The organism is Streptomyces sp. CT34 (assembly GCF_000805335.1).
Taxonomy (GTDB): Bacteria; Actinomycetota; Actinomycetes; order Streptomycetales; family Streptomycetaceae; genus Streptomyces.
On the sequence record NZ_KN708638.1, the window covers coordinates 6,791,469 to 6,818,160 of the forward strand.

The following is a 26,692-nucleotide window of genomic DNA, read 5'->3' on the forward strand; positions in this document are numbered from 1 at the left end:
CCTACCACTGCTGGTGGGAACTCCCGGACCCCTGGCGCGCCGACACCTTCGTCGCCGCCGCGGCCCGCCGCGGCATCGCGGTCAGCCCGTCGGGCGCGTTCACCATCGGCACCGGACACGCACCCAACGCGGTACGGCTGGCGCTGGCCTCCCCACCCCTCGACGTACTGGCCGAGGCGCTGGACGTACTCGCGGAACTGGGCCGCGGCACGCCGGAGGCCGGTGGGGCGGAGTAGCCGAACGCCCGATGTGCCGTCAACTCTTGCCGTGCCAGGGCTTGTTGAAGGGTGTGCGGGGGCCTGGCGGCCTCCGCACACCCCTCCTCCGTCACCGGTCACCCGGGCCGCCGGATCACGCCGCGGTGCGCTCCACCGGTATCCACAGCGCGGCGGTCGCCCCCGACCCGTCCGGCGCCGTACGGGTGCGCAGGATCTCCGGGCCCGGCCGGCTGCGGTACGGGTTCGACGGGAACCACTGGGCGAAGACGTCCCCCCACATCTTCTGGAGAGCCTGCGGGAACGGGCCGGTGTTCTCGAAGACCGCCCAGGTCCCGGCCGGGACGGCGAGCGTGTCCAGGTCGTCGGGGACATCGGCGTTGCCCGTCAACGTCGCGTGGTAGTAGTCCAGTTCGGTGCCCTCGGCGCGGCTGGGATCCGCGTTGTCGCAGACCGCGACGATGCCCTCCGGCTCCTGGTCGGACAGCTCCTCGATCCGCCGCAGCGTCTCCCGGCCGATGCCCTTGACGAACGCGGCGATATGCGGGTTCACCCCCTCGTAGATCAGCGGGACCCGGGCCTTCTTGCCGGCCACTGTGAACGCGTCCTTCTCCACGATCCGGTACTGCATGGTGCTGCTCCCTTCGACGATGAGGCGGAAGGCCATCCGGGGCTGGGAGCGCAGTGCCGCACCGGTCCGCCGGGCCTCGCCCGGACCCACGCCGTGCATGGCCCGGAACGCGCGGGCGAACGCCTCGCCCGAGCCGTAGCCGTACCGCACCGCGATGTCCAGCAACGAGCGTTCGCCGGCCAGCACTTCGGCGCCCGCGACGGTCAGCCGCCGACGCCGCAGGTATTCCGACAGCGGCATCCCGGCCAGTGCGGAGAACATCCGCCGGAAGTGGTACTCCGACGTCATGGCGATCCGCGCCAGTTCGGTCGCCTCGACGGGCTGGTCGAGGTGGCGCTCGATGTGCTCCATGGCTTCGTTCAGCCGCTCCAGCACCTCGGTCTCCTTCCCTTTCGATCCCTCACGCTAGGGAAGGGCCATGCTGCCGGACCCGACATTCCGTGCCCGCTCCGGTCGGGTGGTCGGCCGGGTGATCAGGGACGTCCCGACGGCGGGACCTCCTCGCCCGGCGGGACCGGCCCCGGCGGGGTGCCGTCGCCGAACGGCCGGCCGCCCAACTCCGCGCGGTGGTGCGGGGCCAGCCAGCCCGCCAGGTCGGGGCCGAGGGGGACGATGCCGGTCGGGTCGATGTCGGTGTGCACCCGGTAGTAGTGCTGCTTGATGTGGTGGAAGTCGACCGTGTCGCCGAAGCCGGGCGTCTGGAAGAGGTCCCTGGCGTACGGCCACAGGACCGGGTCCTCGGTCAGTTTGAAGCGGTTGCACTTGAAGTGGCCGTGGTAGACGGCGTCGAACCGCACCAGGGTGGTGAACAGGCGGATATCGGCCTCGGTGAGGGTGTCGCCGACCAGGTAGCGCCGGCCGGCCAGCCGCGCGGAGAGCAGGCCCAGCCGCCGGAAGACATCGCCGCAGGCTTCGTCGTACGCGCTCTGCCCGGTGGCGAAACCGGCCCGGTACACCCCGTTGTTGAGGTCCTGGTAGATCTCCTCCATCACCTCGTCGATCTCCGCGCGCAGCGCCTCCGGGTAGAGGTCGGGCGCGCCGGGCCGGTGCAGCGCCCGCCACTCGGTCGCGAGGTCGAGGGTGATCTGCCGGTAGTCGTTGGTGACCAGTTTCCCGCTGGGGATGTCGACGACGGCCGGCACGCTGACCCCGCCCGGGTAGCCGGTCTCGCGGGCGTCGTACGCCTCGCTGAGGAAGCGGATGCCGAGCACCGGGTCCCGGCCGCCCGGGTCCAGGGTGAAGCGCCAGCTGCGGTCGTCCTGGAGGGGGTCGGCGATGGCGAGCGACAGCGCGTCCTCCAGGCCGAGCAGCCGCCGGGAGATCACCGAACGGCTCGCCCAGGGGCAGGCGCGGCTGACCACGAGATGGTAGCGGCCGGCCTCCACGGGCCAGCCGTCGCGGCCGTCGGCCGTGATGCGGTCGGCGAAGTGGCTCCGGGAGCGTTTGAAGGGCCGGGCATCCGGGGCGGAGTTGCCGGCGGCGGGACCGGGATCGGGCATGGTGGCTTCTTTCGTCCGCGGGCGGCATCGGGGCGGCTTCGGGGCGGCTTCGGAGCGTGGCCTGGGCGGCTTCGGGGCGCGTCCCGAAGATCCTTCCCGGGGCGTCGCGGGCTTCCCGCCGCATCAGCCGCCCGGCGGACGACGGACCCCGGTCGCCCTCCGGTGCCGGTCAGCCCAGGCGCGTCAGATCGGGCCGCAGCCGGTACCAGATCGGATGCCGGATCCGGCCCGCCGAGGTCCAGCCGGTGATGCTGATCTCGGCCACCAGCCGGGGCTCCACCCAGTGGACACCCGGCAGATCCACCGGGTTGTGGAACGGCGAGCGGTCGAGCGGAATCACCCCCAGGTACCGCGCGAGCTCCCGCCGCTCCCGGTCGGACATGCCCGACCCGACGGAGCCGACGTACCGCAGCCCCGCCGGCTCCGGTACGCCGGCCGCCACCGACCCGGGGAGCCCGGCGAGCACCCCGCGGCCCTCGGTCCAGCCGCCGATGACGATGTCCAGCGTCTCCAGGTGCTTGGTCTTGCGCCAGTCGGGGGAGCGCACCCCGGGGAGGTAGCGGGAGGTCAGCCGCTTCGCCATGACGCCCTCGTGGCCGCCGCGCAGCGCCGCCTCCCACGCCTGCTCGCCGCGGCCCTCCACGTAGGCCGGCACCGACCAGTTGGGGCCGCCGAGCCGCAGCCCGGACAGCACCGCCCGGCGCTCGTGGTACGGGAAGTCCACCAGCGAGCCGCCCAGGTACATCAGGTCGAAGAGGACGAGCTGAACGGGCAACTCCATCGCCAGCCGGGCCGTACGGCGCGGGTTGACCACGCCCATCCGGCGTTGCAGCAGTCCGAAGTCGGGCCGGCCGTCGGCGTCCAGTACCACCACCTCGCCGTCGAGCACCGCGGGCCGCCCGCGCAGCTGCTCGCCGAGCGGGCCCAGCTCCGGGTACGTCCCGGTCGCGTCGTTGCCGGCCCGGGTGATCAGCCGCACCGTCCCGTCGCCCGGGGTGTTCACGATGCACCGCGCCCCGTCCCACTTCGCCTCGAACGCCCAGTCCGGCTGCTCGTGCTCGGCGGGCAGCGGCCCGAGCGTGGCCAGCATCGGCTGGATCACCGGGTACCCGGCATACGGGGACGCGGCTGCGCTCTCGGGGGTGTCGCGGTGGTCGGGCTCATCGGGGGAGCCGCGGCCGGCGGTCGGGGTCATAGTTCGATGATCGGGGGCCGCGGCGGTCCGCGCAGGGCGACGGGTGCCGCGGCACCTGCCCCTCGGCGGCCACGTGCGGCAGCACCCGGTCCAGCCACCGGGGCGTCCACCAGGCCCGCGGCCCCAGCAGCGTCAGCACCGCGGGCATCAGCAGCAGCCGTACCACCGTCGCGTCGATCAGCACGCTCACGGCCAGGCCCAGGCCGAGCATCTTCACCACGATGCTGTCGCTGAGGAGGAACGCGGCGAAGACGCCGACCATGATCAGCGCGGCACAGGTGATCACCCGGGCGGTGATCTCCAGGGCGTGCGCGACGCTCGCCCGGGAATCCGCCGTCCGCAGCCAGGTCTCGTGGACTCGGGACAGCAGGAAGATCTCGTAGTCCATGCTCAGCCCGAAGACGATGGCGAACATCATCATCGGGACGTAGCTCTCGATCGGCACGGTGCCCGAGACACCCAGTGCCGGACCGCCCCAGCCCCACTGGAAGACGGCCACCACCACGCCGTAAGAGGCGGCGATCGACAGGATGTTGAGCACCGCGGCCTTCACCGCGACCAGCACGCCGCGGAAGACGATCAGGATGATCAGGAAGGCGAGGGCGACGACCACGGCCATGATCAGCGGGAGCCGGCCGGCGACCACGTCCAGGAAGTCCACCTGGCCCGCCGTCGTGCCGGTGACGTAGCCGTGTGCGTCGTAGCCGCGCACGGCCTTGGGGAGGACGGTGTGCACCAGGCGGTCGACCAGCGCGGTGGTGCCGGGCTGCTGCGGGGCCTGGTCGGAGTACGCGGTCGCGGTCAGCACCGCGCCGTCCGGGGTGGGCCGGAGGGGGGTGACCGCGGCGGCGCCGGGGACCTCGCCGAGGACCCGCTGAGCCTGCTCCGCCAGCGCCGGGCGGTCCGCCTGCGGCACCTCGCTCCGGTCGACGACCAGCGTCAGCGGCCCCGTGGAGCCGGGCCCGAACGCCGACGACATCAGATCGAAGGCCCGCCGGTCGGTGGCGGACGTCGGGCCGGCGCCGTTGCCGATGTGCCCCAGCCGCATCGAGAAGACCGGTACCGACAGCACCGCGACGACGACCACACCGCCCACCAGGTACCACCAGGGCCGGCGCGCCACCCGCTGCGCGTACCGGTCCCGGCCGACCGGTGTCGCGCCGCCGGTTGCGGGACGCGACTCCGCGATGGGCCGGCGGACGCGGAACCGGTCGATCCCGCGGCCGAGCAGTCCGAGCAGTGCGGGGACGAGGGTGAGCGCGCAGAGGACGGCGGTGATCACGGTGACCGCCGCGGCCATGCCGAGCTTCCCGATCAGGCCGACGCCCGAGACGGACAGGCCGGTCAGCGCGACGACGACGGTGACGCCGGACACCAGGACCGCCCGGCCGCCGGTGGCCACCGTCCGCCCCGCGGCGACCGCCGGGTCGGCGCCGTCCATGAGGTGCTGCCGGTGACGGGTGATCAGGAGCAGCGCGTAGTCGATCCCGACGCCCAGACCGATCATGGTGGCCAGGGTGGGGGAGACGGTGCCGAGGGTGAACGCGGCGGCCAGCAGCCCGAGGCAGCCCAGCCCGCAGCTCACGGCGATCAGCGCGGCCAGCAGCGGCACCCCGGCCGCCAGGACGCTCCCGAACCCGGCCAGCAGCACCAGGATCGCCACCGCGAACCCGATCGCCTCGCTGAGCCGGTCGTCGGTCGCCGGCCGGGCCAGCTGGCCCAGCGCCCCGCCGTACTCCACCTGCACCCCGGCGGCGCGCAGTGGTGCGACGGCCCGGTCCACGCCGACGAGGTCCGTCCCCAGGGTGACCGGCGGGAGCCGGAAGCGCACCGCGATGTACCCGGTCCGGCCGTCGGCGGACAGCGGCCTGGTGACCGGGGGCCCCTGTGCCGGCTTCGGCGGGGAGCCGGGCGGCGGCAGCGGGCTCTGCGCCGTCAGGACGTACGGCAGCCGCCGCAGGCCGGGGACCGCGCCGTCGATCTGCCCGCCGACCGCGGTCAGCGGTCTCGCACCGTCGTGCAGTACCACCTGGCTGATGTAGGGCCCGCCCTTGGGATCGTGCCGCGCGAGGACGTCCCGCCCCTGGGTCGACTGCACACCGGGCAGGGAGAAGTGGTCGGAGTACTCGCCGCCGAACGTCCGCTGGAGCATCTGCACCCCGGCCAGCGCCACCAGCCACAGCGCCAGGACCACCAGGGCATGCCGGGCGCACCACTCCCCGAGGCGCCCCAGCGCTCCTTCGCGCCGCCGGCTGCCCGGCCCGCTCGGCGAGTTCGGCAACGACATGCCTGCATTCAAGGCAGGTTTTCGCCGGGGCGGCATGCGGAGCGGGTGAGACGGGTGGTTCCCCGGGCGCGGCGGTGAGGGAGGGGGAAGCCCCGGCCGGACGGGGGAACCCGGCCGGGGCTGTCCTGGGGGCGCGCTGCCGCCTGAGGGGCGCGCTGCCACTTGAACGATAAACCACTACCGCGGTATCCGGTACGCGGAGTGACGGCTCTCACCTCAGGGCGGCCGGCCGGTCTCACCTCCGGGCGGCCGGCCGGCGGGCGTCAGGGCGTGATCCGCACGGGCCGGAAGCCCCCGTCCAGCAGCCGCGGCAGATACCGGTCCAGGGCCCGGGCGGTCTCGACGCGGTTGCCGCCGCCGTCGTGGGACAGCACGATCGCGCCGGGCCGCAGCTCGTCCAGGACCGTGTCGGCGATGCTCTCGGGACCCGGGCGGGTCCAGTCCCGGGAGTCGACCGACCAGCCGACGGCGGACATGCCCAGGTCGTCGCAGATGTCCAGGGACGCCTGGTCCCAGTCGCCGTACGGGGCGCGGGCGAGCCGGGGGGCGGTGCCCAGGACCTCCTCGATCAGGGCGCCGGTGCGGCCGAGTTCGGCCCGGACGCGGCCGGGCGGGAGGGTGGTCAGCTGCGGGTGGGTCCAGGTGTGGTTGCCGACGGCATGGCCCTCGTCGGCGATGGAGCGCAGCAGATCGGGGAACGCCACGGCGCTTTGGCCGACGACGAAGAAGGTGGCCGGGGTGCCGTGGCGGCGCAGCACCTCCAGGATCTCCGGGGTGTGGCGGGGGTCGGGGCCGTCGTCGAAGGTGAGCGCGATCCGGCCGGCGCCGGCCGGGACGGTGCAGGCGACATCGGCGTGCGGCGGCGAGGCGCCGGGCCCGGAGCGGGAGGTCTCGCCGTCCAGGGGGCGCGGCCGGTACCCGTCCGGCGGGGCGGAGCCCGGCGCGCCGGCCGGCGGCCGGCCGCGGGTCTGCGGACCGGAGCCCGGCGGGGGCGCGGCGTCGCCCAGGGAGAGCAGCCCGCGGACGGTGGCGAGGGTGCCGATCACCACGGCGGTGCGCAGCAGCAGGCGCCGCGTCACGGCGGGGTGATCGGACGTCACCCCCCATGGGCTCTCACGGGCCCGCGGCCGGCGGGCGGAGCGACACCGTGCGCCGCCGGTTCCGTACCCGTTCGGCTCGCAGGGCCGGAGGGTTTCCCGGACCGCGCCGGAGTGGGAGGGGAGCGCCCGCTCCGCCGGACCTTAGTTTGTCCGGCTATGAGGCACCTGATCAGGCCGAAGCGGATCATGGTCGGCCGCCCGCTGGACAGCGCGCGGCTCGGCGAGACGCTGCTGCCGAAACGGCTGGGGCCGCCGGTCTTCTGCAGCGACCCGCTGTCCTCGGTCGCCTACGCCACCGAGGAACTGCTGCTGGTCGTGGGCCTCGGCGGGGTCGCGCTGCTGCACCTGGCCTGGTACGCGGCGGCGGCCATCGTCGTCGTCCTGGCGGTGGTCGTCGCGTCGTACCGGCAGACCTGCTACGCGTATCCGGGCGGCGGCGGTGCCTATGTCGTCAGTGCGCGGAATCTCGGCCGGAACGCGGCGCTCACCGCGGCCAGTGCGCTGCTGGTCGACTACGTGCTGACGGTGGCCGTTTCGGTGGTGTCCGGAGTCGCCGCGATCACCTCGGCCGTGCCCGAACTGGGCGGGCACGACGTGGCGTTGTCGGTGGGCTTCGTGAGTCTGCTGGCACTGATGAACCTGCGCGGGGTCCGCGAATCGGGGCGGATCTTCGCGGTCCCGACGTACGGATTCATCTGCTCCGTGTACCTGATGTTCGGGTTCGCCGCGGTGCGGATGGCCACCGGCGCCACCCCGCGTGCGGAGTCGGCGGATCTGCCGCTGCACGCCGCGTCCGGCTACTCCGGGGCGGCGCTGGTGCTGCTCGGGATGCGGGCGTTCGCGTCCGGGTGCACGGCGCTGACCGGGGTCGAGGCGATCAGCAACGGGGTGCCCGCGTTCCGCCGGCCCAAGAGCCGGAACGCCGCCACCACACTGCTCGTGATGGGCTTCTTCTCCATCACCATGTTCGCCGGCATCACCTTTCTCGCGATGGTGTACCAGGTCCATGTGGCGGCGGATCCCACCGCGTTGGGGCTGCCGCCGCACACCCCGACCGCCACCGCCCTCGCCCAGATCGGACGGGCCAGCTTCGGCGCTGCGCACACCCTCTTCTACCTGCTCCAGGCGTTCACCGCGGGGGTGCTGATCCTGGCCGCGAACACCGCCTTCAACGGATTCCCGATGCTGGCGTCGATCCTCGCCGCGGACAGCTATCTGCCGCGCCAGCTGCACAACCGCGGGGACCGGCTGGTCTTCTCCAACGGCGTGATCCTGCTGGCACTGGCGGCCATCGGGCTGATCGTGCTGTTCCGGGCGGAGCTGACCCGGCTGATCCAGCTCTACATCATCGGCGTCTTCGTCTCGTTCACGCTGTCCCAGACCGGGATGGTGCGGCACTGGCGCGGCCTGCTCGCCGGGCCCGGACTGGGGCGGCCGGTGCGGTTGCGCTACCGGCGGTCGCAGGCGATCAACGCGGTCGGCGCGCTGCTGACCGGGGTGGTGCTGGTCATCGTGCTGATCACCAAGTTCACCCACGGCGCCTGGATCGTCGCGATCGCCATGCCGCTGCTGTTCCTGGCGATGCGCGGGGTGCACCAGCACTACCGGCGGATCGCCGGGGAACTGGCGGTCGCGCCCGACGCGCGGCCCTGGGAGCCGGCCGGGAACCACGTGGTGGTGCTGGTCTCCGCACTGCACGCCCCGACGCTCAAGGCCCTCGGCTACGCCCGCGCGCTGCGGCCCACCTCGCTGTACGCGCTGACCGTCGCGGTCGACCCCCGGGACGTGCAGGGGCTGCGCGAGCAGTGGGACGCCCATGACATCGACGTACCGCTCCAGGTGCTCAGCTCGCCCTACCGGGACTTCACCCGCCCGGTGATCGCCTCCATCATGGACGTCGGCGCACGCCATCCCGGCGGCGCGCTCACCGTCGTCATCCCCGAATACATCGTGGGCCACTGGTGGGAGCACCTGCTGCACAACCAGAGCGCGCTGCGGCTCAAGGCCCGCCTGCTGTTCACGCCCGGGGTGACGGTGATCAACGTCCCCTACCGGCTGTCGTCGAGCAGGGCCCCGCGAGCGCGCCGGGACGAGCGGGTCACGGGCTGACCGCCAGCACGATGTACGCGGCCAGCAGCGCCAGATGGACACACGCCTGGAGCGGGGTGGCCCGCCCGGGGACCACGGTCAGATCGCCGACGACCACCGTGAGCGCGAGCAGCACCATATGGCTGGCGCCCAGGCCCAGGATCAGCGGACCCTTCAGCCAGATACTGGCCAGCGCGACCGCCGGGATGGTCAGGCCGATGCTCGCCATCGCCGAGCCGAGGCCGAGGTTGAGGCTGGTCTGCACCCGGTCGCGGCGGGCCGCCCGCACCGCCGCGATGGTCTCCGGCAGCAGCACCAGCAGCGCGATCACAATGCCGACGACCGACGACGGCAGCCCCGCGGCGGCCACCGCCGACTCGATCGCCGGGGACACCGCCTTGGCCAGCCCCACCACCGCGATCAGCGCCAGCGCCAGCAGCCCCAGGCTGACCAGCGCGCCCCGGGCGGTGGGCGGTTCGGCGTGGTCCTCGGAGTCGATGACCTCGCCGGCGGTGGTCACCGGCAGGAAGTAGTCCCGGTGCCGGACCGTCTGCGTGGCCACGAACAGGCCGTACAGCGCCAGCGCGGCGAGCGCCGCGAAGACCAGCTGCGGAGGCGAGAACCGCGGACCCGGCGTCGAGGTGGTGAAGGTCGGCAGGACCAGGCTGAGGCCGGCCACCGTCGCGACCGTGGCCAGCGCGGCGCCGGTGCCCTCGGCGTTGAAGACCGCCACCTTGTGCTTGAGCGAGCCGATGAGCAGCGACAGCCCGACGATGCCGTTGGTGGTGATCATCACGGCCGCGAAGACCGTGTCGCGGGCCAGCGCGGCGCTCTTGTCGCCGCCGTCCACCATCAGCGTGACGATCAGCGCCACCTCGATCACGGTCACCGCGACCGCCAGCACCAGCGACCCGAACGGCTCGCCCACCCGGTGCGCGATCACCTCCGCGTGGTGCACCGCGGCCAGCACCGCCCCGGCCAGGAAGACCGACACCAGCACCACCAGCGCGACCGGCAGCGACCGCCCCCAGGTCAGCGCCAGCAGCACCACTGCCGCGACCGGCAGCACACCGGTCCAGTGCAGGACGGCCGAACGGAGAGGCGCGATCATGCCTCCGAGCTTCGCAGAGAAGCCCGGCGGCTGCCCGTCGGTGCACCGGGCTCAGGCCGCCGCCCGGTGCTGGCCCTTCAGCTCCGCCGGAGCGATCGCGGCCTTGGTGACATCGGCGACCAGCTCGACGACATCGGGCCCGTACGCCTGCGAGTTGATCACCTTCAGCAGCAGGCAGAACTGGCCGCCGGCGCCGTGCTTGCGGGCCAGCCGGGCCCGGTTGCGGACCAGATGGCGGACCGCGGCCCGGTGGGTGACCGGGCGCTGCCCGGCCGCCAGGAACACCGGGCGGTCGCCCTCCCCGGCCGTCAGCCGGGCCAGCAGGACGTACTCCACCGCGCCCGGCTCCATCCGGTACGCGGTACCGCCGATGGTGAACGTGCCGCGGCCGGCGCCGGACCCGTCGCCCGGGTGCACCGCGACACCGGGCAGCAGATTGGCCATGTGGGCGGCGAGGCGGCGGTGCGCGGTCGGGTCGCCGACGCAGAACTCGGTACGCGCGCCGAAGCCCTGGAGGCCGGTGTCGTGCGGGGCCAGCTCGGGGTGCGCACCGCAGTTCTCCACCACCGAGGCCAGGCCGAGCAGCGCCAGCGCGTCGTGCCGCGGGATGCTCCAGTGGGCCGAGGTGCTGTCCCGGTGCGTGACCAGGACGCACTCCGAACCGGCCGGCAGCCCGAAGAAGCTCTGTTCGCGGGTCAGCTTCCGGCGGGTCAGCGCCGATTGCACGGCCCAGCCGGCACCGAGCCCCACGAGGAGGGCAACGGCTGCCGTGGTCAGGAGCAGCAGGGTGTCGTCCATGGCGGGCGAGCGTAGCGGCTGCCCGGGTGTGTGTTCGAGGGAGGAGGGCGGGATGGCACCCGTTGCCCGAAATGCCCTCCGTCCGCCGGGGGTTGCCGTGAGCGGGACCGGCGCCGCAGGGAAGCGCGGCGGCCGGTCCCGACGCGCCGGGCACCGCCCCGCCGCCCGCCCGGTGGCCGGCCGCCCGCGGCCCGCCGCGCACCGGCGCAGCCCGATCCGGCCCGTAGGCGCCGGGAGTTGGCCGGGCGGCCCCGCGCCGCGCGCGGCAGCGAGCCGGCCGCCCGTAACGCCGGCGGCACACGACGGGCCCGTGTGTGCCGTCCGTGTGTCGTCGATGTGCCGCGCCGCGCGTGTCGTTGCCGGCCTCCGCGGTGCCCGATTAGCCTCCTGGGACCGTGCGTTCGAATGAGCGGTCCCAGGGAGGGCACGCAGCATGAGCGTTGACGAGAGCCAGGAACGGCCGAGACGCCCAGAACGCGGTATCCGCCGGACGGCGGGGGAACTGGACGGGCAGTGGGAAGGGCTCGCCGAACAGGCGCAGGCGCTGGCCGACGGACGGGTCACCTCCACCGCACTCGTCCGGCGCTGCCTGGAGCGGATCGCGGCCACTCAGGACAGCATCAACGCCTTCCGGCGGGTCCGGGCCGAGGCGGCGCTCGACGAGGCCGCGGCGGCCGACCGCGGACTGTCCGCCGGCGAGCGGCTGCCGCTGCTCGGGGTGCCGGTCGCGGTCAAGGACGACACGGACGTGGCGGGCGAGCCGACCGCGTTCGGCTGCGCCGGGCTGTTCCCGCCCAAGGAGCGCGACTCCGAGGTCGTCCGGCGGCTGCGCGCGGCCGGCGCGGTCATCGTCGGCAAGACCAACTCCTGCGAACTGGGCCAGTGGCCGTTCACCGAGGGACCGGCCTTCGGCGACACCCGCAACCCCTGGAACCTCGCGCACACCCCCGGCGGTTCCTCCGGCGGCTCGGCCGCCGCGGTCGCCGCCGGACTGGTACCGGCCGCCCTCGGCACCGACGGCGCCGGCTCGGTCCGCATCCCCGCCGCCTGGTCCCACCTCGTCGGCATCAAGCCGCAGCGCGGCCGGATCTCGACCTGGCCGGACGCCGAGGCGTTCCAGGGCATCACCGGCATCGGGCCGCTGGCCCGTACGGTCGAGGACGCGGCGCTGCTGCTGGACGTGGCCAGCGGCAACCACGCCGGCGACCTGCACCGGCCGCCGGCCATCGCGGCCCGCGAGGCGGCCCGCCGCGACCCCGGGCGGCTGCGCATCGCGCTCTCCTGGAAGGCCGCCGCCACCTTCACCCGCAAACCGCTGCACCCCGACGTCCGGGCGGCGGTGACCTCACTGGCCCGTACGCTGGCCGGGCTCGGCCACTTCGTCGAGGAGGCCGAACCGGACTACGGGCTCGTCGGCCTGGCCTTCGTGCCGCGCGCCACGGCCGGCGTCGGCGAGTGGGCGGCCCGGGTCCCCGACCCCCGGCTGCTGGACCGCCGGACCCGGGAGGCGGCGCGGCTGGGCCGGCTGCTCGGCGGGCCCGTACTGCGCCGGGCGCGCGCCGCCGAGAGCCGCCAACAGCGGCGCATCGGCGCCCTGTTCGGCCCCTACGACGTGCTGCTGACGCCGACCACCGCCACCCCGCCGCCGCGCGTCGGCGCGCTCGCCGAGCTCGGCGGCTGGCGCACCGACCGGGCGATGATCGCGGCCTGCCCGTACGCCTGGCCCTGGAACGTGCTCGGCTGGCCGGGGGTCAGCGTGCCGGCCGGCTTCAGCGCGGACGGGCTCCCGCTGGGCGGCCAGCTCCTCGGCCCGGCCCATACCGAGCCGCGGCTGATCTCGCTGGCCGCCCAGCTCCAGGACGCGCTGCGGTGGCAGGACCGGCGGCCCGGCGACCAACTCAGCCCAGGAGCTTGAGGATCGCGTCCGTGCTGCCGGTCTCGCCCAGCCGCGGGAAGATCTTCTCCAGGCTGTTGCGGTGCGCCGCCTCGTCCAGATCGGTCACCGCGTCGGTGGCGACGGTGACGTGGTAGCCGTGCTCGTGCGCGGCACGGGCGCTGGACTCCACGCCGATGCTGGTGGCGATGCCGGCGAACACGATCTGGGTCACCCCGCGGCGGCGCAGCTCCAGGTCCAGGGCGGTGCCGTGGAAGGCGCCCCACTGCTGCTTGGTGACGGTGATGTCGCCCGGCTGCCGGTCGACCTCGTCGACCAGTTCGGCCCAGTCGGCCGGCGGGGTGTGGCCGCCGGCCGGGGACTCCGTACGCCCCGGCGCGCCGCCGGTGACGTTCACCAGCACGACCGGCAGCCCGCGCTCGCGGAACGCCGCCGCCAGTCGGGCGCCGCGCGCGACGATCTCGGCGGCGGGGTGGACGGTGGGCAGCGCGACGATGCCCTTCTGAAGGTCGATCAGGACCAGTGCGGTCCGCGGGTCGAGAGTGGTCGCGGGCATGAATTCTCCTGTGGGGGTGGTGGGTTGACGAGGAGTCAGGTGTCGGTCGTGCGGGTCGGGGCGGTGCGCAGCGAGCGGTCGGCCAGGGTGAGGACCAGCAGCAGCACGGCCAGGACGGCACCGGCCAGGGCGATGGCGTGCAGCCCGGAGTCCGTGGCGCGCTGCCCGTACAGCAGCCCGATGAGGCTGGAGGCGGAGATCGCGCCGAGGTACTGGGCGGTGCGCTGGAGTCCGGCGGCGGCGCCCACGCCGTCGGCCGGGGCCTGGGCGTAGACGGCGGCCTGATTGCCGGTGGAGGCCAGGCCCTGCGGGATGCCGAACAGCGCGCCGGCGACGAGCAGTACGGCCACCGGGCTGCCGCCGTCCAGCAGCAGGAGGACCGCGCTGCCGACGGCGAGGAAGCCCGCGGCGACGGTCAGCGGGGCGCGGATCCCCTTCGTACGGGCGCCGGCGAGCGAGCAGACCGCGGCGGCGCCGGACATCGGCAGCATGATCAGCCCGGCGTGGAACGACGCGAGGCCGTGCGCCTGCTCCAGCCACTGGCTGTAGCCGTACAGCACGCAGTAGATGACGAGATACGCCAGCCCGTGCCGGAGGTAGGTGAGCACCAGCGCACGGTTGCGGGCCAGCATCCGCAGATCGAGGAACGGCGCGGGGTGGCGCAGCTGCCACCACACCAGGACGGCGGTCAGCGCGGCGGTCGGCGCGAGCAGCGGCCAGCGCGGCGCGTCCAGCCGCAGCAGGAAGAACATCGCGCAGGTCAGGGCGGCGGCGAAGAGCGCGATACCGAGCGGGTCGAGGGAGCCGCCGTCCGGGCCGGTGCCGTCCGCGTCCCGGGCCGTGCGCCGGGTCTCCCGGTCGGGCGGCAGCCAGGCGAGCGCACCGGCCAGCGCCAGCAGCGCCAGCGGGATGTTGACGGCGAACACCGCCCGCCAGCCCCAGGTCGCGGCCAGCAGCCCGCCGAGGGTGGGGCCGACGGCGGCGCTGGCCAACGCCGCGAGCGAGATCCGGCCGAAGACGGACCGGGGCGCGGGCCGCCCCACCCGGCGCGACTCGGCGCGCAGCATCGCCATCGCGGCCGGATAGGCGGCGGCGGTGCCGATGCCGAGGGCGACGCGGGAGACGATCAGCAGCGTGAAGGTGGTCGCCAGCGCCCCGATGAGGCCGGCGGCGACCACCGCCACCGCACCGGCGGCGAACACCCGGCGCGGCCCGATGCGGTCGGCGAGCCGCCCCAGCGACGGCTGGCCGACCGCGCTGGCGAGGTACATCGCGGAGATCAGCCAGGCGGTGTCGGCGGCCCCGACGTGGAAGTCCTGGCCGATGGCCACCAGCGTGGTGGCGATCATCGTCGAGTTGATGGGGTTGAGGAGGGACCCCAGCAGCAGCGGGGTCATCAGCCGGGCGCCGAAGCCCGGGTCGGGGGAGGGGGCGGTGGTCCGGCGGGCGGCGACCCGGCCGCTCCGGCCGGGGGCTCCAGGGGCTTCGGAGGCTTCGGGGGCGCTCATTCCCGGACCAGCCGCCGTATGAGGGCGGTCGCCGCCTCCAGGGTCTGCTGCTCGTCGGCGGTCAGCCGGTCGGCGATGGCCACGGCCAGCCAGTTGTTCTTGGCCTGCCGTACGTCGGCCAGCACCCGGCGGCCGTGGTCGGTGAGGGAGAAGACGACCTGGCGCCCGTCCGTGGGATGCGGGCTGCGGGCGAGGATCCCGCTGTCCTCCAGCGCTCCGACGGTCATCCGCATCGACTGCGGGCGCACCAGTTCGGCGCGGGCCAGCGCGGCGATCGTGGACGACCCCTGGCGGTCGACGAGGGCGATGACCGCGCGCTGGGTGGGCGTGAGGGCGCCCTGCGGCGAGGCGGCGCGCAGCTGGCGCATCAGCAGCGACACCGTCGCGCCGAGGTCGGTCGCCAGACGTTCCTGGTCCTTGTTCGGCATGCTCCCACCCTAGAATCTCGACAGGGAAACTTGCAAGTTTCCCTGTCGAGTTTTGCCGGGTATTTTCCGTAGGCGGTCGTCGGCCGGGGTCGTCGGTCGTCGGCCGTCGTCGGCAGCCGCACGTGGTCGTGCCCGGCCCCCGGCGCCGTACGCCGCAGTGCGGTGCCCGCCCGCCCCGCCGCCGCGCGTTCCGGCCGTTCTCCGTTCTGTGCGGATTCCGAAAAACTCCCGTAGCACGGTCGTCATCGCCCTGGAAACATGCCGGGTGTCGAATGCGGGCAGGCCGGAGAAGTCCGGCCCGCAGGGGGAGAGGCACGCATGACGGTTACGCAACTCCGGAGCCCCTCCGAGGAGTTCGCCCGATTCCTGACCGAGCTCGGGCGGCTGCTCGATCCGGCCGCCGGCTGGTACGGGGTCTTCACGCAGCGCGATCCGGACGGCCTGCGGGCCTGCCTGGACGGGCGGGAGGTGCCGCACTGGGACGTGGTGGAGTCCCTGCTGTACGACCTCGCCACGCAGCACGGGGACGCGGCGGTGCGCACCATGGGCCCGCGTGCCCGGCAGCTGTACGCCCGCGCGGTCGCCGGCCACGACGCCCAGCCGGGCGGCCGGCCCGCGCTCCGTGACCGGCTGGCGGTGATGGTCCGCGAACAGCGGCAGGCGGCGGCACGCGCCCGTGAACTCCGTACCGCCGCACGGTTCGCCCAGGACCCCGCGGAGGGCGAGCGGCTCTCCCGCGAGCTGGCCTGGGCCCAGGACGACCACCTCCGGGCGGGCGCCCGGGTGCGCGAACTGCGGGCGCGGCTGGCGGCGTTGGAGGGAGCCGGGCAGGGGGTCGGGGCCGCGACCCCCGAGGGCGACCCACCCGCCGCCACGGACGACGCCCAGGCGCGCGGGGACGGTACTCCCGCCAGGGAGGGCGAAACCCGCGCCGGAGAGGCCGCCTCCCCCGCTCCTGAGGACGCCGCCCCCGCCCGTACGGCCAGGTTCCCCGCCCGTACGGCCAAGCTCCCGGCCCGTAAGGCCAGGGCCGCCGGCCGGCCGCGGGGGGCGCGTTTCGCCGGGCTGGAGGTGGTGGAGGAGGCCGCGCCCGCCGGTGACGGTACGTCGCCGGTCGGGCCCGCGGTGGTGCCCGCCGCGGCCGGTCCGGCCCCGCGCGGCGCCCGCTTCGCCGGGGCGTACGCCGCCCCGGACGGAGGGGCGGACGACGCCCCGGATGACGGGCCCGGCGACGCCTGGCCGGGCGGTGCGGCCGATCCCGAGGCGCGCCGCTGCGCCGCCCGTACCGCCTACCGCCTGGCCCACCACCGGCCGCCCGGCGAGGACGGCCCCGCGTACGTCGAGATCTGCACCGCAGCGGCCCGTCCCGCGAACGAACTCCCGTTACTCCTCGATGAGTTGGAGAGCGCCGGGCTGGCCTCCGACATCCCCACCCTGCTCTGGGAGGTGGCCTGCCTGCCGCCCGACGGGCTGGCCGCGGCCACCGCGGAGCTGGTCGCCGCGGGCCGCACCGGCGACGCCGCCGCGCTGCTCCGGCAGAGCGTGGCCCGCCCGGTCGCCGAGGTGGCCCGGACCGCGCTGGCGCTGCTCGACCGGCGGCGTCCGGAGCAGGCCGGCGAACTGCTGGCCGCGCTGGTCCGGGCCCGTACGCCGGACGACGCGGCGGCGCTGGCCGCCGCCGACCCGGCCGCCCTCGGGCCGCTGCTCCTGGAGGCCGCGCGGACCGTCTCCCCCTCCCGGCTGAGCGATGTCGCGCACGCCCTGCGCGCCGCCGGCCACCCGGCGCCGCGCTGACCGCCCGGCGGACGCGCCGCATTGAGAGATGGTCTTGCCACGGTGCGTGACGGGGCTTACGGTCGCCTCCACACGCGTAGATCCGCGTGCCCGCAGGCTGACGCACCGACAAAGGAGCAGCTCATGGCCGATGTTGTGCGTGCCGCACTGGTCCAGGCGACCTGGACCGGCGACACCGAATCGATGATCGCGAAGCATGAGGAGTACGCCAGAGCGGCGGCCGCGCAGGGCGCGAAGGTGATCGGCTTCCAAGAGGTCTTCAACGCCCCGTACTTCTGCCAGGTCCAGGAGCCGGAGCACTACCGCTGGGCCGAACCGGTGCCCGACGGCCCGACCGTCCGCCGGATGCAGCAGCTGGCCCGTGAGACCGGCATGGTGATCGTGGTGCCGGTCTTCGAGGTCGAGCAGTCCGGTTTCTACTACAACACCGCGGCCGTCATCGACGCCGACGGCACGGTCCTCGGCAGCTACCGCAAGCACCACATTCCGCAGGTGAAGGGCTTCTGGGAGAAGTACTACTTCAAGCCGGGCAACGCCGGCTGGCCGGTCTTCGACACCGCCGTCGGCAAGGTCGGCGTCTACATCTGCTACGACCGCCACTTCCCGGAGGGCTGGCGGCAGTTGGGGCTCAACGGAGCCCAGCTAGTATACAACCCGTCGGCCACCTCCCGGGGCCTGTCCGGGTACCTCTGGAAGCTGGAGCAGCCGGCCGCCGCGGTCGCCAACGAGTACTTCATCGCGGCGATCAACCGCGTCGGCGTCGAGGAGTACGGCGACAACGACTTCTACGGCACCAGTTACTTCGTCAACCCCCGCGGGCAGTTCGTCGGCGAGGTCGCCAGCGACACCAAGGAGGAACTGGTCGTCCGCGACCTGGACTTCGGGCTGATCGACGAGGTGCGCCAGCAGTGGGCGTTCTACCGCGACCGCCGCCCCGACGCCTACGACGGGCTGGTGAAGCCGTGAACCAGCACTCCCACGACCCCGACGCGCTGCGCGCCCGCCACCGGGCCGTCATGCCCGAGTGGCTCGGCCTCTACTACGAGCGGCCCCTCGAACTCACCCACGGGGAGGGCCGGCACGTCTGGGACGCCGAGGGCAACCGCTACCTCGACTTCTTCGGCGGCATCCTCACCACCATGACGGCGCACGCGCTGCCCGAGGTGACCAAGGCGGTCGGCGAGCAGGCCGGCCGGATCCTGCACACCTCGACCCTCTATCTCTCCCGGCCCATGGTCGAGTTGGCGGAGCGGATCGCCGCGCTCTCCGGCATCCCCGACGCCCGGGTCTTCTTCACCACCTCCGGTACGGAGGCCACCGACACCGCGCTGCTGCTGGCGACCGCGTACCGCGGCTCCAACCAGATCCTGGCGATGCGCAACAGCTACCACGGCCGGTCGTTCTCCTCCGTCGGCATCACCGGCAACCGGAGCTGGTCGCCGACCAGCCTCTCCCCGCTCCAGACCCTCTACGTGCACGGCGGGGTGCGCTCCCGCGGCCCGTACGCGGAGCTGACCGACGCCGACTACATCGCCGCCTGCGTCGCCGACCTGGAGGACCTGCTCCAGCAGACCGCGGGCGGGGTGGCCGCGCTGATCGCCGAACCGGTCCAGGGCGTCGGCGGGTTCACCGCACCGCCGGACGGGCTCTACGCGGCGTTCCGCGAGGTGCTGGCCCGCGAGGGGATCCTGTGGATCAGCGACGAGGTGCAGACCGGCTGGGGCCGCACCGGCGACCACTTCTGGGGCTGGCAGGCGCACGGCGAGAACGGCCCGCCGGACCTGCTCACCTTCGCCAAGGGCATCGGCAACGGGATGTCCGTCGGCGGCGTGGTGGCCCGCGCCGAGGTGATGAACTCCCTGTCCGCCAACTCCATTTCGACGTTCGGCGGCAGCCCGGTCACCATGGCCGCGGGCCTGGCCAACCTCGGCTACCTCCTGGAGCACGACCTCCAGGGCAACGCCCGGCGGGTCGGCGGGCTGCTCATCGAGCGGCTGCGGGCGGTGGCCGCCGGGCTCGACGTGGTCCGCGAGGTGCGGGGGCGGGGCCTGATGATCGGGGTCGAGCTGGTCCGCCCCGGGACCGACGAGCCCTCGCCCGAGGCGGCGGCGCTGGTCCTGGAGGCGGCCCGGGAGCACGGTCTGCTGGTGGGCAAGGGCGGCCTGGGCGGCGGCGCGCTGCGCATCGCGCCGCCGATGACGCTGACCGTCGCCGAGGCCGAGGAGGGCGCGGAGCTGCTCGCGGACGCGCTGCGATGGGCGCAGGAGCGGTTGCGCGACGGGTAGCCCGCCCGTGCGTGCCCGGCGGGCCGCCCCGGAACGCGACCCGGGGCGGCCCCGCGGCCGGTCGGCGGCCGGGTGCCACGGCCTGGTAACTCCGGCCCACCGCCGGACCGTTGAGCCGGCCGGTGGCCTGGCCCGTGCCGCCGTCGGAGCGGTGGCGGTGGTGCTCCCGCCCTACTTCCGGGCGGCCCCGCGGACCGCCTCGGCCACGTCGGTGAAGAACCGGGAGTGTGCGCGCCGGCTCGCCGGGGCCTCCGGATTCCACGGCAGCAGCCGGGCCCGGCCCTCGATCGCCCGCCAGTGCTCGTCGGTCCGCAGCGCCTCGACGCGGGCGGCGTTGGCCCGTACGTCGATCAGGACGACGTCCGGGGCCAGCGCGGCGGCCTCCGCCCAGCCGACCGTCGACCAGTTCGCGCCGGAGCCGGCCGCCGGCTCCGGCAGCTCCACCCCGTGCTCGGCCAGCGCCCGCAGATCCGGCCAGGCGCCCGGCCGGGCCAGGTGCACCCGCTCCGGCCCGGCGGGCGACACCGCCACCACCCGCGGTCGCACCGGGCCGCCGCTCGCCTGCCGCAGCACGTCCTCGGCCTGATCCAACTCCCGTGCCATCGTGAGCGGTTCGCCGTGCCCCAGGGACCCGGCGAGCGCCGCGAAGCGCTCCCGCACCTCGGCGAGGCCGCGCCCGGGGCCCACCGCGACGGTGGCCACAGGGACGTGCGTCTCCAGCTCCACCGCGGTCTTCGCCTCCAGCCCGTAGACCTGCTCGCCGTCGTAGGTCACCGCCACCACGAGGTCCGGCCGGGCCGCCAGGAACGTGTCCGGATGCAGTGCGGCCCCCGCCCCCAGGTACGGGATCTCCACGAGCGGCAGCTCACCGCCCTTGGCCGGGTCGGGTGCCGCCCCGTCGTGCTGGGACCCGAAGATCCCCACCGGGCGGATGCCGTGGTCCCACAGCGTCGCGCCCGCCTGTATGTACGCCACGATCCGTTCCGGCCGGTTTCCGGCCACCACCAGGCGCCCGCGGTCGTCGGAGAACTCCCACGGTGTGCTCTGCTCCATGGCACATCGCCTTTCTTACGTCGTTTGTGCGCTTTCTGACGCTCTCGGTGCTGATTGTGAAGGTGTGATTCGGCAATAACTTTCGAAGTTGTGGGTCCGAAGTCTTCTTACTGCCCACGGGGCCGTGCCCGCACCCCTGCCGCGGCACTCCCGGATCCGGGTTGAACCGCCCGGCTGATCGTCGGTGCAACACGGCCGCCCCCGGCTCATCAACCGTCACGGTATTGCCACAGTGGGTGACATGCTTCTACGGTGTCTCCTTCTCGACCGGAATCTACGGGTGTAGACCAGCTGGTGACGTCGCGTCAGGTAGGGAGATGGGACAGGTGAGCCGTACGGTCATCAAGGGCGGACTGGTCATCACCGCCGCCGACGAGATGCACGCCGACGTCCTCGTCGAGGACGGCCGGATCGCCGCCCTCGCCGCATCCGGCGGCCGGACCGCCGCCGGCTGGACGGAGTCGGCGGACCGCACCCTCGACGCCACCGGCAAGTACGTCATCCCGGGCGGCGTCGACGCCCACACCCACATGGAACTCCCCTTCGGCGGCACCGCGGCCTCGGACACCTTCGAGACCGGCACCCGCGCCGCCGCCTGGGGTGGCACCACCACCATCGTCGACTTCGCCGTCCAGTCCCGCGGCAACTCCCTGCGCGCGGGCCTCGACCAGTGGCACGCCAAGTCCGACGCCCAGTGCGCCGTCGACTACGCCTTCCACATGATCCTCTCCGACGTCAACGAGCACACCCTCAAGGAGATGGACCTCCTGGTGTCCGAGGGCGTCACCTCCTTCAAGCTGTTCACCGCCTACCCCGGTGTCTTCTACAGCGACGACGGGCAGATCCTGCGCGCCATGCAACGGGCCGCCGGCAACGGCGGGTTGGTGATGATGCACGCGGAGAACGGACTGGCCATCGACGTCCTGGTCGAGCAGGCGCTCGCCGCCGGCAGGACCGACCCGCGCTACCACGGCGAGGTCCGCCACGTCCTCCTCGAAGCCGAGGCCACCCACCGCACCATCCAGCTCGCCCGGGTCGCCGGCGCACCCCTCTACGTCGTCCATGTCTCCGCCGAGCAGGCCGTCGACGAGATCGCCCGGGCGCGCCGGATGGGCCTCAACGTCTTCGGCGAGACCTGCCCGCAGTACCTGTTCCTGTCCACCGACAACCTCGCCGAGCCGGACTTCGAGGGCGCCAAGTACGTCTGCTCCACTCCGCTGCGGCCCCGGGAGCACCAGGCGGCGCTCTGGCGCGGACTGCGCACCAACGACCTCCAGGTGGTCTCCACCGACCACTGCCCGTTCTGCTTCCGCGGCCAGAAGGAGCTCGGCCGCGGCGACTTCTCCAAGATCCCCAACGGGATGCCCGGCGTGGAGAACCGGATGGACCTGCTCCACCAGGCGGTCGTGGACGGGCACATCAGCCGCCGCCGCTGGATCGAGATCGCCTGCGCCACCCCGGCCCGGATGTTCGGCCTCTACCCGAAGAAGGGCACCATCGCCCCCGGCGCCGACGCCGACCTCGTCCTCTACGACCCCACCGCCGAGCAGACCGTCTCCGCCAAGACCCACCACATGAACGTCGACTACTCGGCGTACGAGGGCCGGCGGCTCACCGGCCGCGTCGAGACCGTCCTGTCGCGCGGTGAACTCGTCATCGACAACCGGCAGTTCACCGGCCGCGCCGGGCACGGCCAGTACATCCCGCGCGGCACCTGTCAGTACCTCCTCTGAGCCGCCCGCCCGCACCCGGCACCACCTGTACCCCACCGCGTAAGGAGCACCCGTGGACTTCGGAGTCGTCCTCCAGCCCGATCCGCCCGCCTCCGCCGTCGTCGAGCTGATGCGCCGTGCCGAGCGCAACGGCTTCCGCTACGGCTGGACCTTCGACTCCGCCGTGCTGTGGCAGGAACCCTTCGTCATCCACAGCCGCATCCTGGAACACACCGAGCGGCTCGTCGTCGGCCCGATGGTCACCAACCCCTCCACCCGCACTCCCGAGGTCACCGCCTCCACCTTCGCCACCCTCAACGACATGTACGGCAACCGCACCGTCTGCGGCATCGGCCGCGGCGACTCGGCGATGCGGGTGGCCGGCCGGCCACCGAACACCCTGGCCCGGCTGGGGGAGGCGATCGGCCAGATCCGCGACCTGGCCGAGGGCCGGGAGGCGGACATCGGCGGGCACCGGATCAGGATCCCCTGGATCAGGGGCGGCAAGCTGCCGGTGTGGATGGCCGCCTACGGTCCCAAGGCCCTGGAGATGACCGGGCGGTTGGCGGACGGTTTCATCCTCCAGCTCGCCGATCCGTTCCTCACCGAGTGGATGGTCAAGGCGGTCCGGCAGGCCGCGGCGGACGCCGGCCGCGACCCGTCCGACGTCACCATCTGCGTCGCCGCACCCGCCTACGTCGGCGACGACCTCGGCCACGCCCGCGAGCAGTGCCGCTGGTTCGGCGGCATGGTCGGCAACCACGTCGCCGACCTCGTCGCCCGCTACGGCGAGCACTCCGGCCAGGTCCCCGACGAACTCACCGACTACATCAAGGCCCGCGAGGGCTACGACTACGCCCACCACGGCCGGGCCGGCAACCCCGACACCGCCTTCGTCCCCGACGCCATCGTCGACCGCTTCTGCCTGCTGGGCCCCGTCGCCGCCCACCGCGACAAGCTGCGCGCCCTCCAGGCGCTGGGCGTCGACCAGTTCGCGCTCTACGCCATGCACGACGCCAGGGAGGCCACCATCGACGCCTACGGAGCGGAGGTCATTCCCGCGTTCGCCGACTGAACGGGCGCCGGTGCGGGGCGAGTTGCCGCCCCGTGCCGCACGTACCGTCCCCGGCCGGGGCGGGTCACGGGATGCGCGTGGTCCACTCCTCGTTCGCGAACTTGGTGCGGACGAGCTCGTGGGCGCGGGCCATCTCCTCGGCGGTGACGGTCCCTTGGGTGAGGCCGTAGCGCGACCGGAAGGAGTCGATCATCTTCTCGATGACCGCCTCGCGGGGGAGTCCGGTCTGCCGGCGCAGCGGGTCGACGCGCTTCTTCGCGCTCTTCGTGCCCTTGTCGGAGAGCTTCTCCTTGCCGATCCGCAGCACGTCGACCATCTTGTCCGTGTCGATGTCGTAGGACATGGTCACGTGGTGCAGCACCGCACCGGGCCCGCCCTCGGGTCCGACCATCCGCTTCTGCGCGGCGCCGGCCACCTTCCCCAGCTCGGTGGCGATGTCGTTGAGCGGCTGGTACCACGCCTTGATCCCCAGGTCGCCGAGCGCGGCCAGCACCCAGTCGTCGAGATAGGCGTAGGAGTCCGCGAAGGAGAGCCCGGAGACCAGCGCCTCGGGGACGGACAGGGAGTAGGTGATGGTGCTCCGCGGCTCCGCGAACATGGCCCCGCCGCCGGAAATCCGGCGGACCACGGTGACGCCGTGCCGGGCCGCGCCCGCGGCGTCGACCTCGTTGCGCAGCGACTGGAAGCTGCCGATGATCACGGCGGGGGAGTCCCACTCCCACACGCGGAGCGTGGGCGGCCGGCGGCCGGCCGCCACCTCCGCGGTGATGACCTCGTCGAGTGCCATGTGCAGGGCCGGGGGCTGGGGCGTTTCGTGGATGAGCTGCCAGTCGTAGTCGCCCCAGTCGGTGGCCCGGGCGAGGGCGCGGCGCACCGCGACGGCGACGCTCTCGGTGGTGAACCCGAACAGCACCGCCGACTCGGGGAGCGCGGCGTCGATGCGGGCGGTGAGCCCCGCGGTGTCGGTGTCGGCCGGTGCGCCCTCCAGCGCGGAGTTGATCTCCAGCAGCGCCTCGTCGGGCTCCAGGAAGAAGTCCCCGGCGACGCGGACGTTGCGCAGCCGCGTGTCCTCGACGTCCAGGTCGACGACCACCAGCTTGCCGCCGGGGACCTTGTACTCGCCGTGCACCGCACACTCTCCGCTTCGTCGGCACCGTGACCCGGACTGCCCCGGGCCGGTGCCGGAGTCTGGCAAACCAGGATCTTCGGCACCACCGTAACGGCCGCGCCGGCCGGACTTGCCTTCGAGTGGACTCCAGCCGCCACACTGACCGGGAGACGACCCGCGCTGCGGACGGAAAGGCGGCAGCTTATGGAGACCACGAGCCGGCCGGGACACCCCTTGCCGTACGACACCTACCGGCAGGCGATCGAGCGGGAGACCCTGCGCTTCGCCGAGCTGGTCGGTGGCGTCGACCCGGCGACCGCCGTGCCCTCCTGCCCCGACTGGACGCTGGCCGAACTCGCCCGCCACGTGGGAGCGCTCCAGCGCTGGTTCGGCTCGCTGCTGACCCAGTTGGTGCAGGAGCCGCCGCGCAGCCGCGACGTGGACCTGGGACTGCCGGAACGCGCCGGGGAGTATGCCGGCTGGGTCGCCGCGGGCGTCGAGAGCGTGGCCGGCGTCCTGCGGGACACGGATCCCGAGGCGGCGATGTGGGCCTGGGGCGCGGACCGGCACGCACGGTTCTGGGCCCGCCGGATGCTGTGCGAGACCCTGGTGCACCGGGTGGACGCGGAGCTCGCCGTCGGCCGGGAGCCGGACATCGACGCGGTTCTGGCGGCGGACGGGGTGGACGAGTTCCTCGTCAACCTGCCCTACGCGGGCCTCTTCGCCCCGGGCGTGGCGAAGCTGCACGGCACCGGCGAGATCCTCGCCTTCCGGTGCGCGGACCCGGCCGGCGGCACCGGCGAGGAGTGGCGGGTGCGGCTGGAGCCGGACGGCTTCCGCCTGCTGCCTCCGGCGGGAGCCGACGCCGCGCCGCCCGAACCGCAGGCGGCCGTCCAGGGGCGAGCGGCGGACCTCCTGCTGCTGCTCTACGGGCGGCGCACGTACCAGGAGTCCGCCTTCGACGTCTCCGGCGACCCGGTGGTGCTCGACCACTGGTTCGCCCACACGGCCTTCTGATCCGCACCGCGCAGGGGCCGGCGAACCCGTCCGCGCCGGCCCCGGTCCGCGTCTGCCTCCGTCCGGCCGCCGGCCCTCAGCCGAACCGCGCCAGCACCCGGGGCAGCGCGGTCCCGATCGGCTCGCGGATCACCTCGGCGGCCAGCCCGTCGTACGGCGTCGGCTCGGCGTTGACGATGATCAGCCGCGCGCCGTGCTCCGCGGCCACCCCGGCGAGCGAGGCGGCCGGCTGCACCTGGAGCGTCGTACCGACCGCCACGAAGACCTCGGCCGCCTTCGCCACGCCCAGCGCCGTACCGAGCACCTGCGGATCCAGCCGCTCACCGAACATCACCGTCGCCGACTTCAGGATCCCGCCGCACTCCAGGCACGCCGGATCGGGATCGCCCGCCGCCACCCGCTCCAGCGCCCGCGCCATCGGCGAACGGGCACGGCAGCGGGTGCAGATGACGGTGCGCGCGGTGCCGTGCAGCTCCAGGACCTTGCGCCCGGGCAGTCCGGCGAGCTGGTGCAGCCCGTCCACGTTCTGGGTGATCACCCGCACCGGCGTCCCGGACCGCGCCAGCGCGGCCACCGCCTCGTGCGCGGCATTGGGCCGGGCCCGGAGGGCCGGGCTCTCCCGCCGCATCCGCCACGAGCGGCGCCGGATCTCCGGATCGGCCATGTACACGTCGTAGGTGACCAGCTTCTCGGCATCCGGGTCGCGCCGCCACAGCCCGTTCGGACCGCGGTAGTCGGGGATCCCGGAGTCGGTGGAGATCCCGGCGCCGCTCAGGATCGCGACGAGCGGACGGTGCTGCGCCCGGCCGGCCGCAGCCGGCTCCTCCGTGCTGCCCATGGCGCGAGCGTACGGAAGGAGGCGGGGCACGGCGACCCGGTTTCGAGGGCGTCAGCGGGTGACATCGGGTGCCGGCCCGGCGCGTGCCTCGGGGCCGGGGTGCCTCCCAGCGGTGGCTGGGGAGCGTCCCGGGCGGCGGCACTCCTGGGCGGCGGCACTCCTGGGCAGCGACCGGCCGCGGGTGGGACCGGAGCCGGGCAACGGCTCCCGCGGCTCCGCGTCCAGCCGCCGGCCCGCCGCGGCGCTCTTCAGGGGTGCGAACGATCGCCGCCGTACCGCCGCCGCGCCGGCCCGGCGACGCGCTCCTCGTACGCCCGCGGACGTGCCCGGTGGCAAGGGTGGTCGCCGGGCTCTCGTCCGCGCGGTGCAGGGGCCGCACCGGCGGCCGGGCGTCCTCGGTGAGCGCCATCCCCGGCCGCCGCCCGTCCGCCGTCTCGCAGCGCAGCGCCGGACGGCCCGGCCCGTCCGCCGCGAGCGCGAGCCCGTACCGGCGGGGGGCC

22 protein-coding genes and 1 pseudogene are annotated in these 26,692 nt (G+C 74.1%); 10 read left to right on the top strand and 13 right to left on the bottom strand.

Annotated elements, in window-relative coordinates:
• Positions 1–236 (top strand): annotated as a pseudogene (locus RZ84_RS41885) (PLP-dependent aminotransferase family protein); the annotation flags it as partial.
• A 115-nt stretch (positions 237–351) separates the two neighbouring features.
• Here RZ84_RS41885 and RZ84_RS29670 read toward each other — a convergent pair.
• From RZ84_RS29670 to RZ84_RS29690, 5 genes are all read right to left on the bottom strand, one after another.
• Positions 352–1,221 (bottom strand): AraC family transcriptional regulator, encoded by an 870-nt coding sequence (locus RZ84_RS29670; RefSeq protein WP_043267309.1) that lies wholly within the window; start codon positions 1,219–1,221, stop codon positions 352–354.
• A 98-nt stretch (positions 1,222–1,319) separates the two neighbouring features.
• Positions 1,320–2,345: a glutathione S-transferase family protein gene (locus RZ84_RS29675; RefSeq protein ID WP_043267311.1), complete on the bottom strand. Its 1,026-nt coding sequence runs from the start codon at positions 2,343–2,345 to the stop codon at positions 1,320–1,322.
• Between the two features lie 169 nt (positions 2,346–2,514).
• The gene (gene ligD / locus RZ84_RS29680) at positions 2,515–3,435 is read right to left on the bottom strand and encodes a non-homologous end-joining DNA ligase (RefSeq protein ID WP_043271199.1); all 921 of its coding nucleotides are present in this window, start codon (positions 3,433–3,435) and stop codon (positions 2,515–2,517) included.
• A gap of 70 nt (positions 3,436–3,505) precedes the next feature.
• Entirely contained in the window at positions 3,506–5,827 is a 2,322-nt protein-coding gene (locus RZ84_RS29685) for an MMPL family transporter (protein ID WP_052230242.1), read from the bottom strand.
• 263 nt (positions 5,828–6,090) lie between these two features.
• A complete protein-coding gene (locus RZ84_RS29690; RefSeq protein WP_078894785.1) occupies positions 6,091–6,906 on the bottom strand; it encodes a polysaccharide deacetylase family protein in 816 nt (271 codons plus the stop codon).
• A 177-nt stretch (positions 6,907–7,083) separates the two neighbouring features.
• On the opposite strand from RZ84_RS29690, the gene RZ84_RS29695 reads away from it, so the two are divergent.
• A complete protein-coding gene (locus RZ84_RS29695) occupies positions 7,084–9,036 on the top strand; it encodes an APC family permease (protein WP_043267315.1) in 1,953 nt (650 codons plus the stop codon).
• On the opposite strand, the gene RZ84_RS29700 is transcribed toward RZ84_RS29695, so the two are convergent.
• A complete protein-coding gene (locus tag RZ84_RS29700; RefSeq protein WP_043267316.1) occupies positions 9,026–10,126 on the bottom strand; it encodes a calcium:cation antiporter in 1,101 nt (366 codons plus the stop codon). The two genes, RZ84_RS29695 and RZ84_RS29700, sit on opposite strands and share 11 nt — an antisense overlap.
• Before the next feature lie 51 nt (positions 10,127–10,177).
• A complete protein-coding gene (locus tag RZ84_RS29705; RefSeq protein ID WP_043267318.1) occupies positions 10,178–10,924 on the bottom strand; it encodes a hypothetical protein in 747 nt (248 codons plus the stop codon).
• 433 nt (positions 10,925–11,357) lie between these two features.
• Between RZ84_RS29705 and RZ84_RS29710 the strand changes: the two genes are divergently transcribed.
• A complete protein-coding gene (locus RZ84_RS29710) occupies positions 11,358–12,839 on the top strand; it encodes an amidase (RefSeq protein WP_043267322.1) in 1,482 nt (493 codons plus the stop codon).
• Here RZ84_RS29710 and RZ84_RS29715 read toward each other — a convergent pair.
• Genes RZ84_RS29715 through RZ84_RS29725 form a run of 3 tightly spaced genes read right to left on the bottom strand, consistent with a single transcriptional unit; the run spans position 12,823 to position 15,310 of the window.
• The gene (locus RZ84_RS29715; RefSeq protein ID WP_043267324.1) at positions 12,823–13,374 is read right to left on the bottom strand and encodes an isochorismatase family protein; all 552 of its coding nucleotides are present in this window, start codon (positions 13,372–13,374) and stop codon (positions 12,823–12,825) included. The two genes, RZ84_RS29710 and RZ84_RS29715, sit on opposite strands and share 17 nt — an antisense overlap.
• A 35-nt stretch (positions 13,375–13,409) precedes the next feature.
• A complete protein-coding gene (locus RZ84_RS29720) occupies positions 13,410–14,882 on the bottom strand; it encodes an MFS transporter (protein WP_043267326.1) in 1,473 nt (490 codons plus the stop codon).
• Positions 14,879–15,310, bottom strand: coding sequence for a MarR family winged helix-turn-helix transcriptional regulator (locus RZ84_RS29725; RefSeq protein WP_043267329.1), 432 nt, complete (start codon positions 15,308–15,310; stop codon positions 14,879–14,881). The genes RZ84_RS29720 and RZ84_RS29725 overlap by 4 nt, the downstream gene beginning before the upstream one ends.
• A gap of 318 nt (positions 15,311–15,628) precedes the next feature.
• On the opposite strand from RZ84_RS29725, the gene RZ84_RS29730 reads away from it, so the two are divergent.
• The 3 genes from RZ84_RS29730 (at position 15,629) to RZ84_RS29740 (ending at position 19,389) form a co-directional block, all read left to right on the top strand.
• A complete protein-coding gene (locus tag RZ84_RS29730) occupies positions 15,629–17,104 on the top strand; it encodes a hypothetical protein (protein WP_043267332.1) in 1,476 nt (491 codons plus the stop codon).
• A gap of 123 nt (positions 17,105–17,227) precedes the next feature.
• Entirely contained in the window at positions 17,228–18,070 is an 843-nt protein-coding gene (locus RZ84_RS29735) for a nitrilase-related carbon-nitrogen hydrolase (protein WP_043267334.1), read from the top strand.
• A 50-nt stretch (positions 18,071–18,120) separates the two neighbouring features.
• Positions 18,121–19,389 carry an aspartate aminotransferase family protein gene (locus RZ84_RS29740; RefSeq protein ID WP_052230584.1) on the top strand — a complete coding sequence of 423 codons (1,269 nt, stop codon included), beginning with the start codon at positions 18,121–18,123 and terminating at the stop codon, positions 19,387–19,389.
• Positions 19,390–19,560: 171 nt separating this feature from the next.
• Here the strand turns inward: RZ84_RS29740 and RZ84_RS29745 are convergent, their stop codons facing one another.
• Positions 19,561–20,442 (bottom strand): TroA family protein, encoded by an 882-nt coding sequence (locus RZ84_RS29745; RefSeq protein WP_043267339.1) that lies wholly within the window; start codon positions 20,440–20,442, stop codon positions 19,561–19,563.
• A gap of 326 nt (positions 20,443–20,768) precedes the next feature.
• Here RZ84_RS29745 and hydA point away from each other — a divergent pair, with 326 nt between their 5' ends.
• Positions 20,769–22,175 (top strand): dihydropyrimidinase, encoded by a 1,407-nt coding sequence (gene hydA / locus RZ84_RS29750; RefSeq protein WP_043267341.1) that lies wholly within the window; start codon positions 20,769–20,771, stop codon positions 22,173–22,175.
• Positions 22,176–22,227: 52 nt separating this feature from the next.
• The gene (locus RZ84_RS29755) at positions 22,228–23,229 is read left to right on the top strand and encodes a TIGR03842 family LLM class F420-dependent oxidoreductase (RefSeq protein WP_043267344.1); all 1,002 of its coding nucleotides are present in this window, start codon (positions 22,228–22,230) and stop codon (positions 23,227–23,229) included.
• Between the two features lie 64 nt (positions 23,230–23,293).
• Here the strand turns inward: RZ84_RS29755 and RZ84_RS29760 are convergent, their stop codons facing one another.
• Entirely contained in the window at positions 23,294–24,358 is a 1,065-nt protein-coding gene (locus RZ84_RS29760; RefSeq protein ID WP_043267347.1) for a lipoate--protein ligase family protein, read from the bottom strand.
• Positions 24,359–24,541: 183 nt separating this feature from the next.
• On the opposite strand from RZ84_RS29760, the gene RZ84_RS29765 reads away from it, so the two are divergent.
• A complete protein-coding gene (locus tag RZ84_RS29765) occupies positions 24,542–25,354 on the top strand; it encodes a maleylpyruvate isomerase family mycothiol-dependent enzyme (protein WP_043267348.1) in 813 nt (270 codons plus the stop codon).
• Between the two features lie 76 nt (positions 25,355–25,430).
• Here the strand turns inward: RZ84_RS29765 and RZ84_RS29770 are convergent, their stop codons facing one another.
• The gene (locus RZ84_RS29770) at positions 25,431–26,192 is read right to left on the bottom strand and encodes a Sir2 family NAD-dependent protein deacetylase (RefSeq protein WP_043267350.1); all 762 of its coding nucleotides are present in this window, start codon (positions 26,190–26,192) and stop codon (positions 25,431–25,433) included.
• 254 nt (positions 26,193–26,446) lie between these two features.
• Between RZ84_RS29770 and RZ84_RS40155 the strand changes: the two genes are divergently transcribed.
• Positions 26,447–26,692: hypothetical protein (locus tag RZ84_RS40155; RefSeq protein WP_206743098.1), on the top strand; the 246-nt coding region annotated here is incomplete at its 3' end.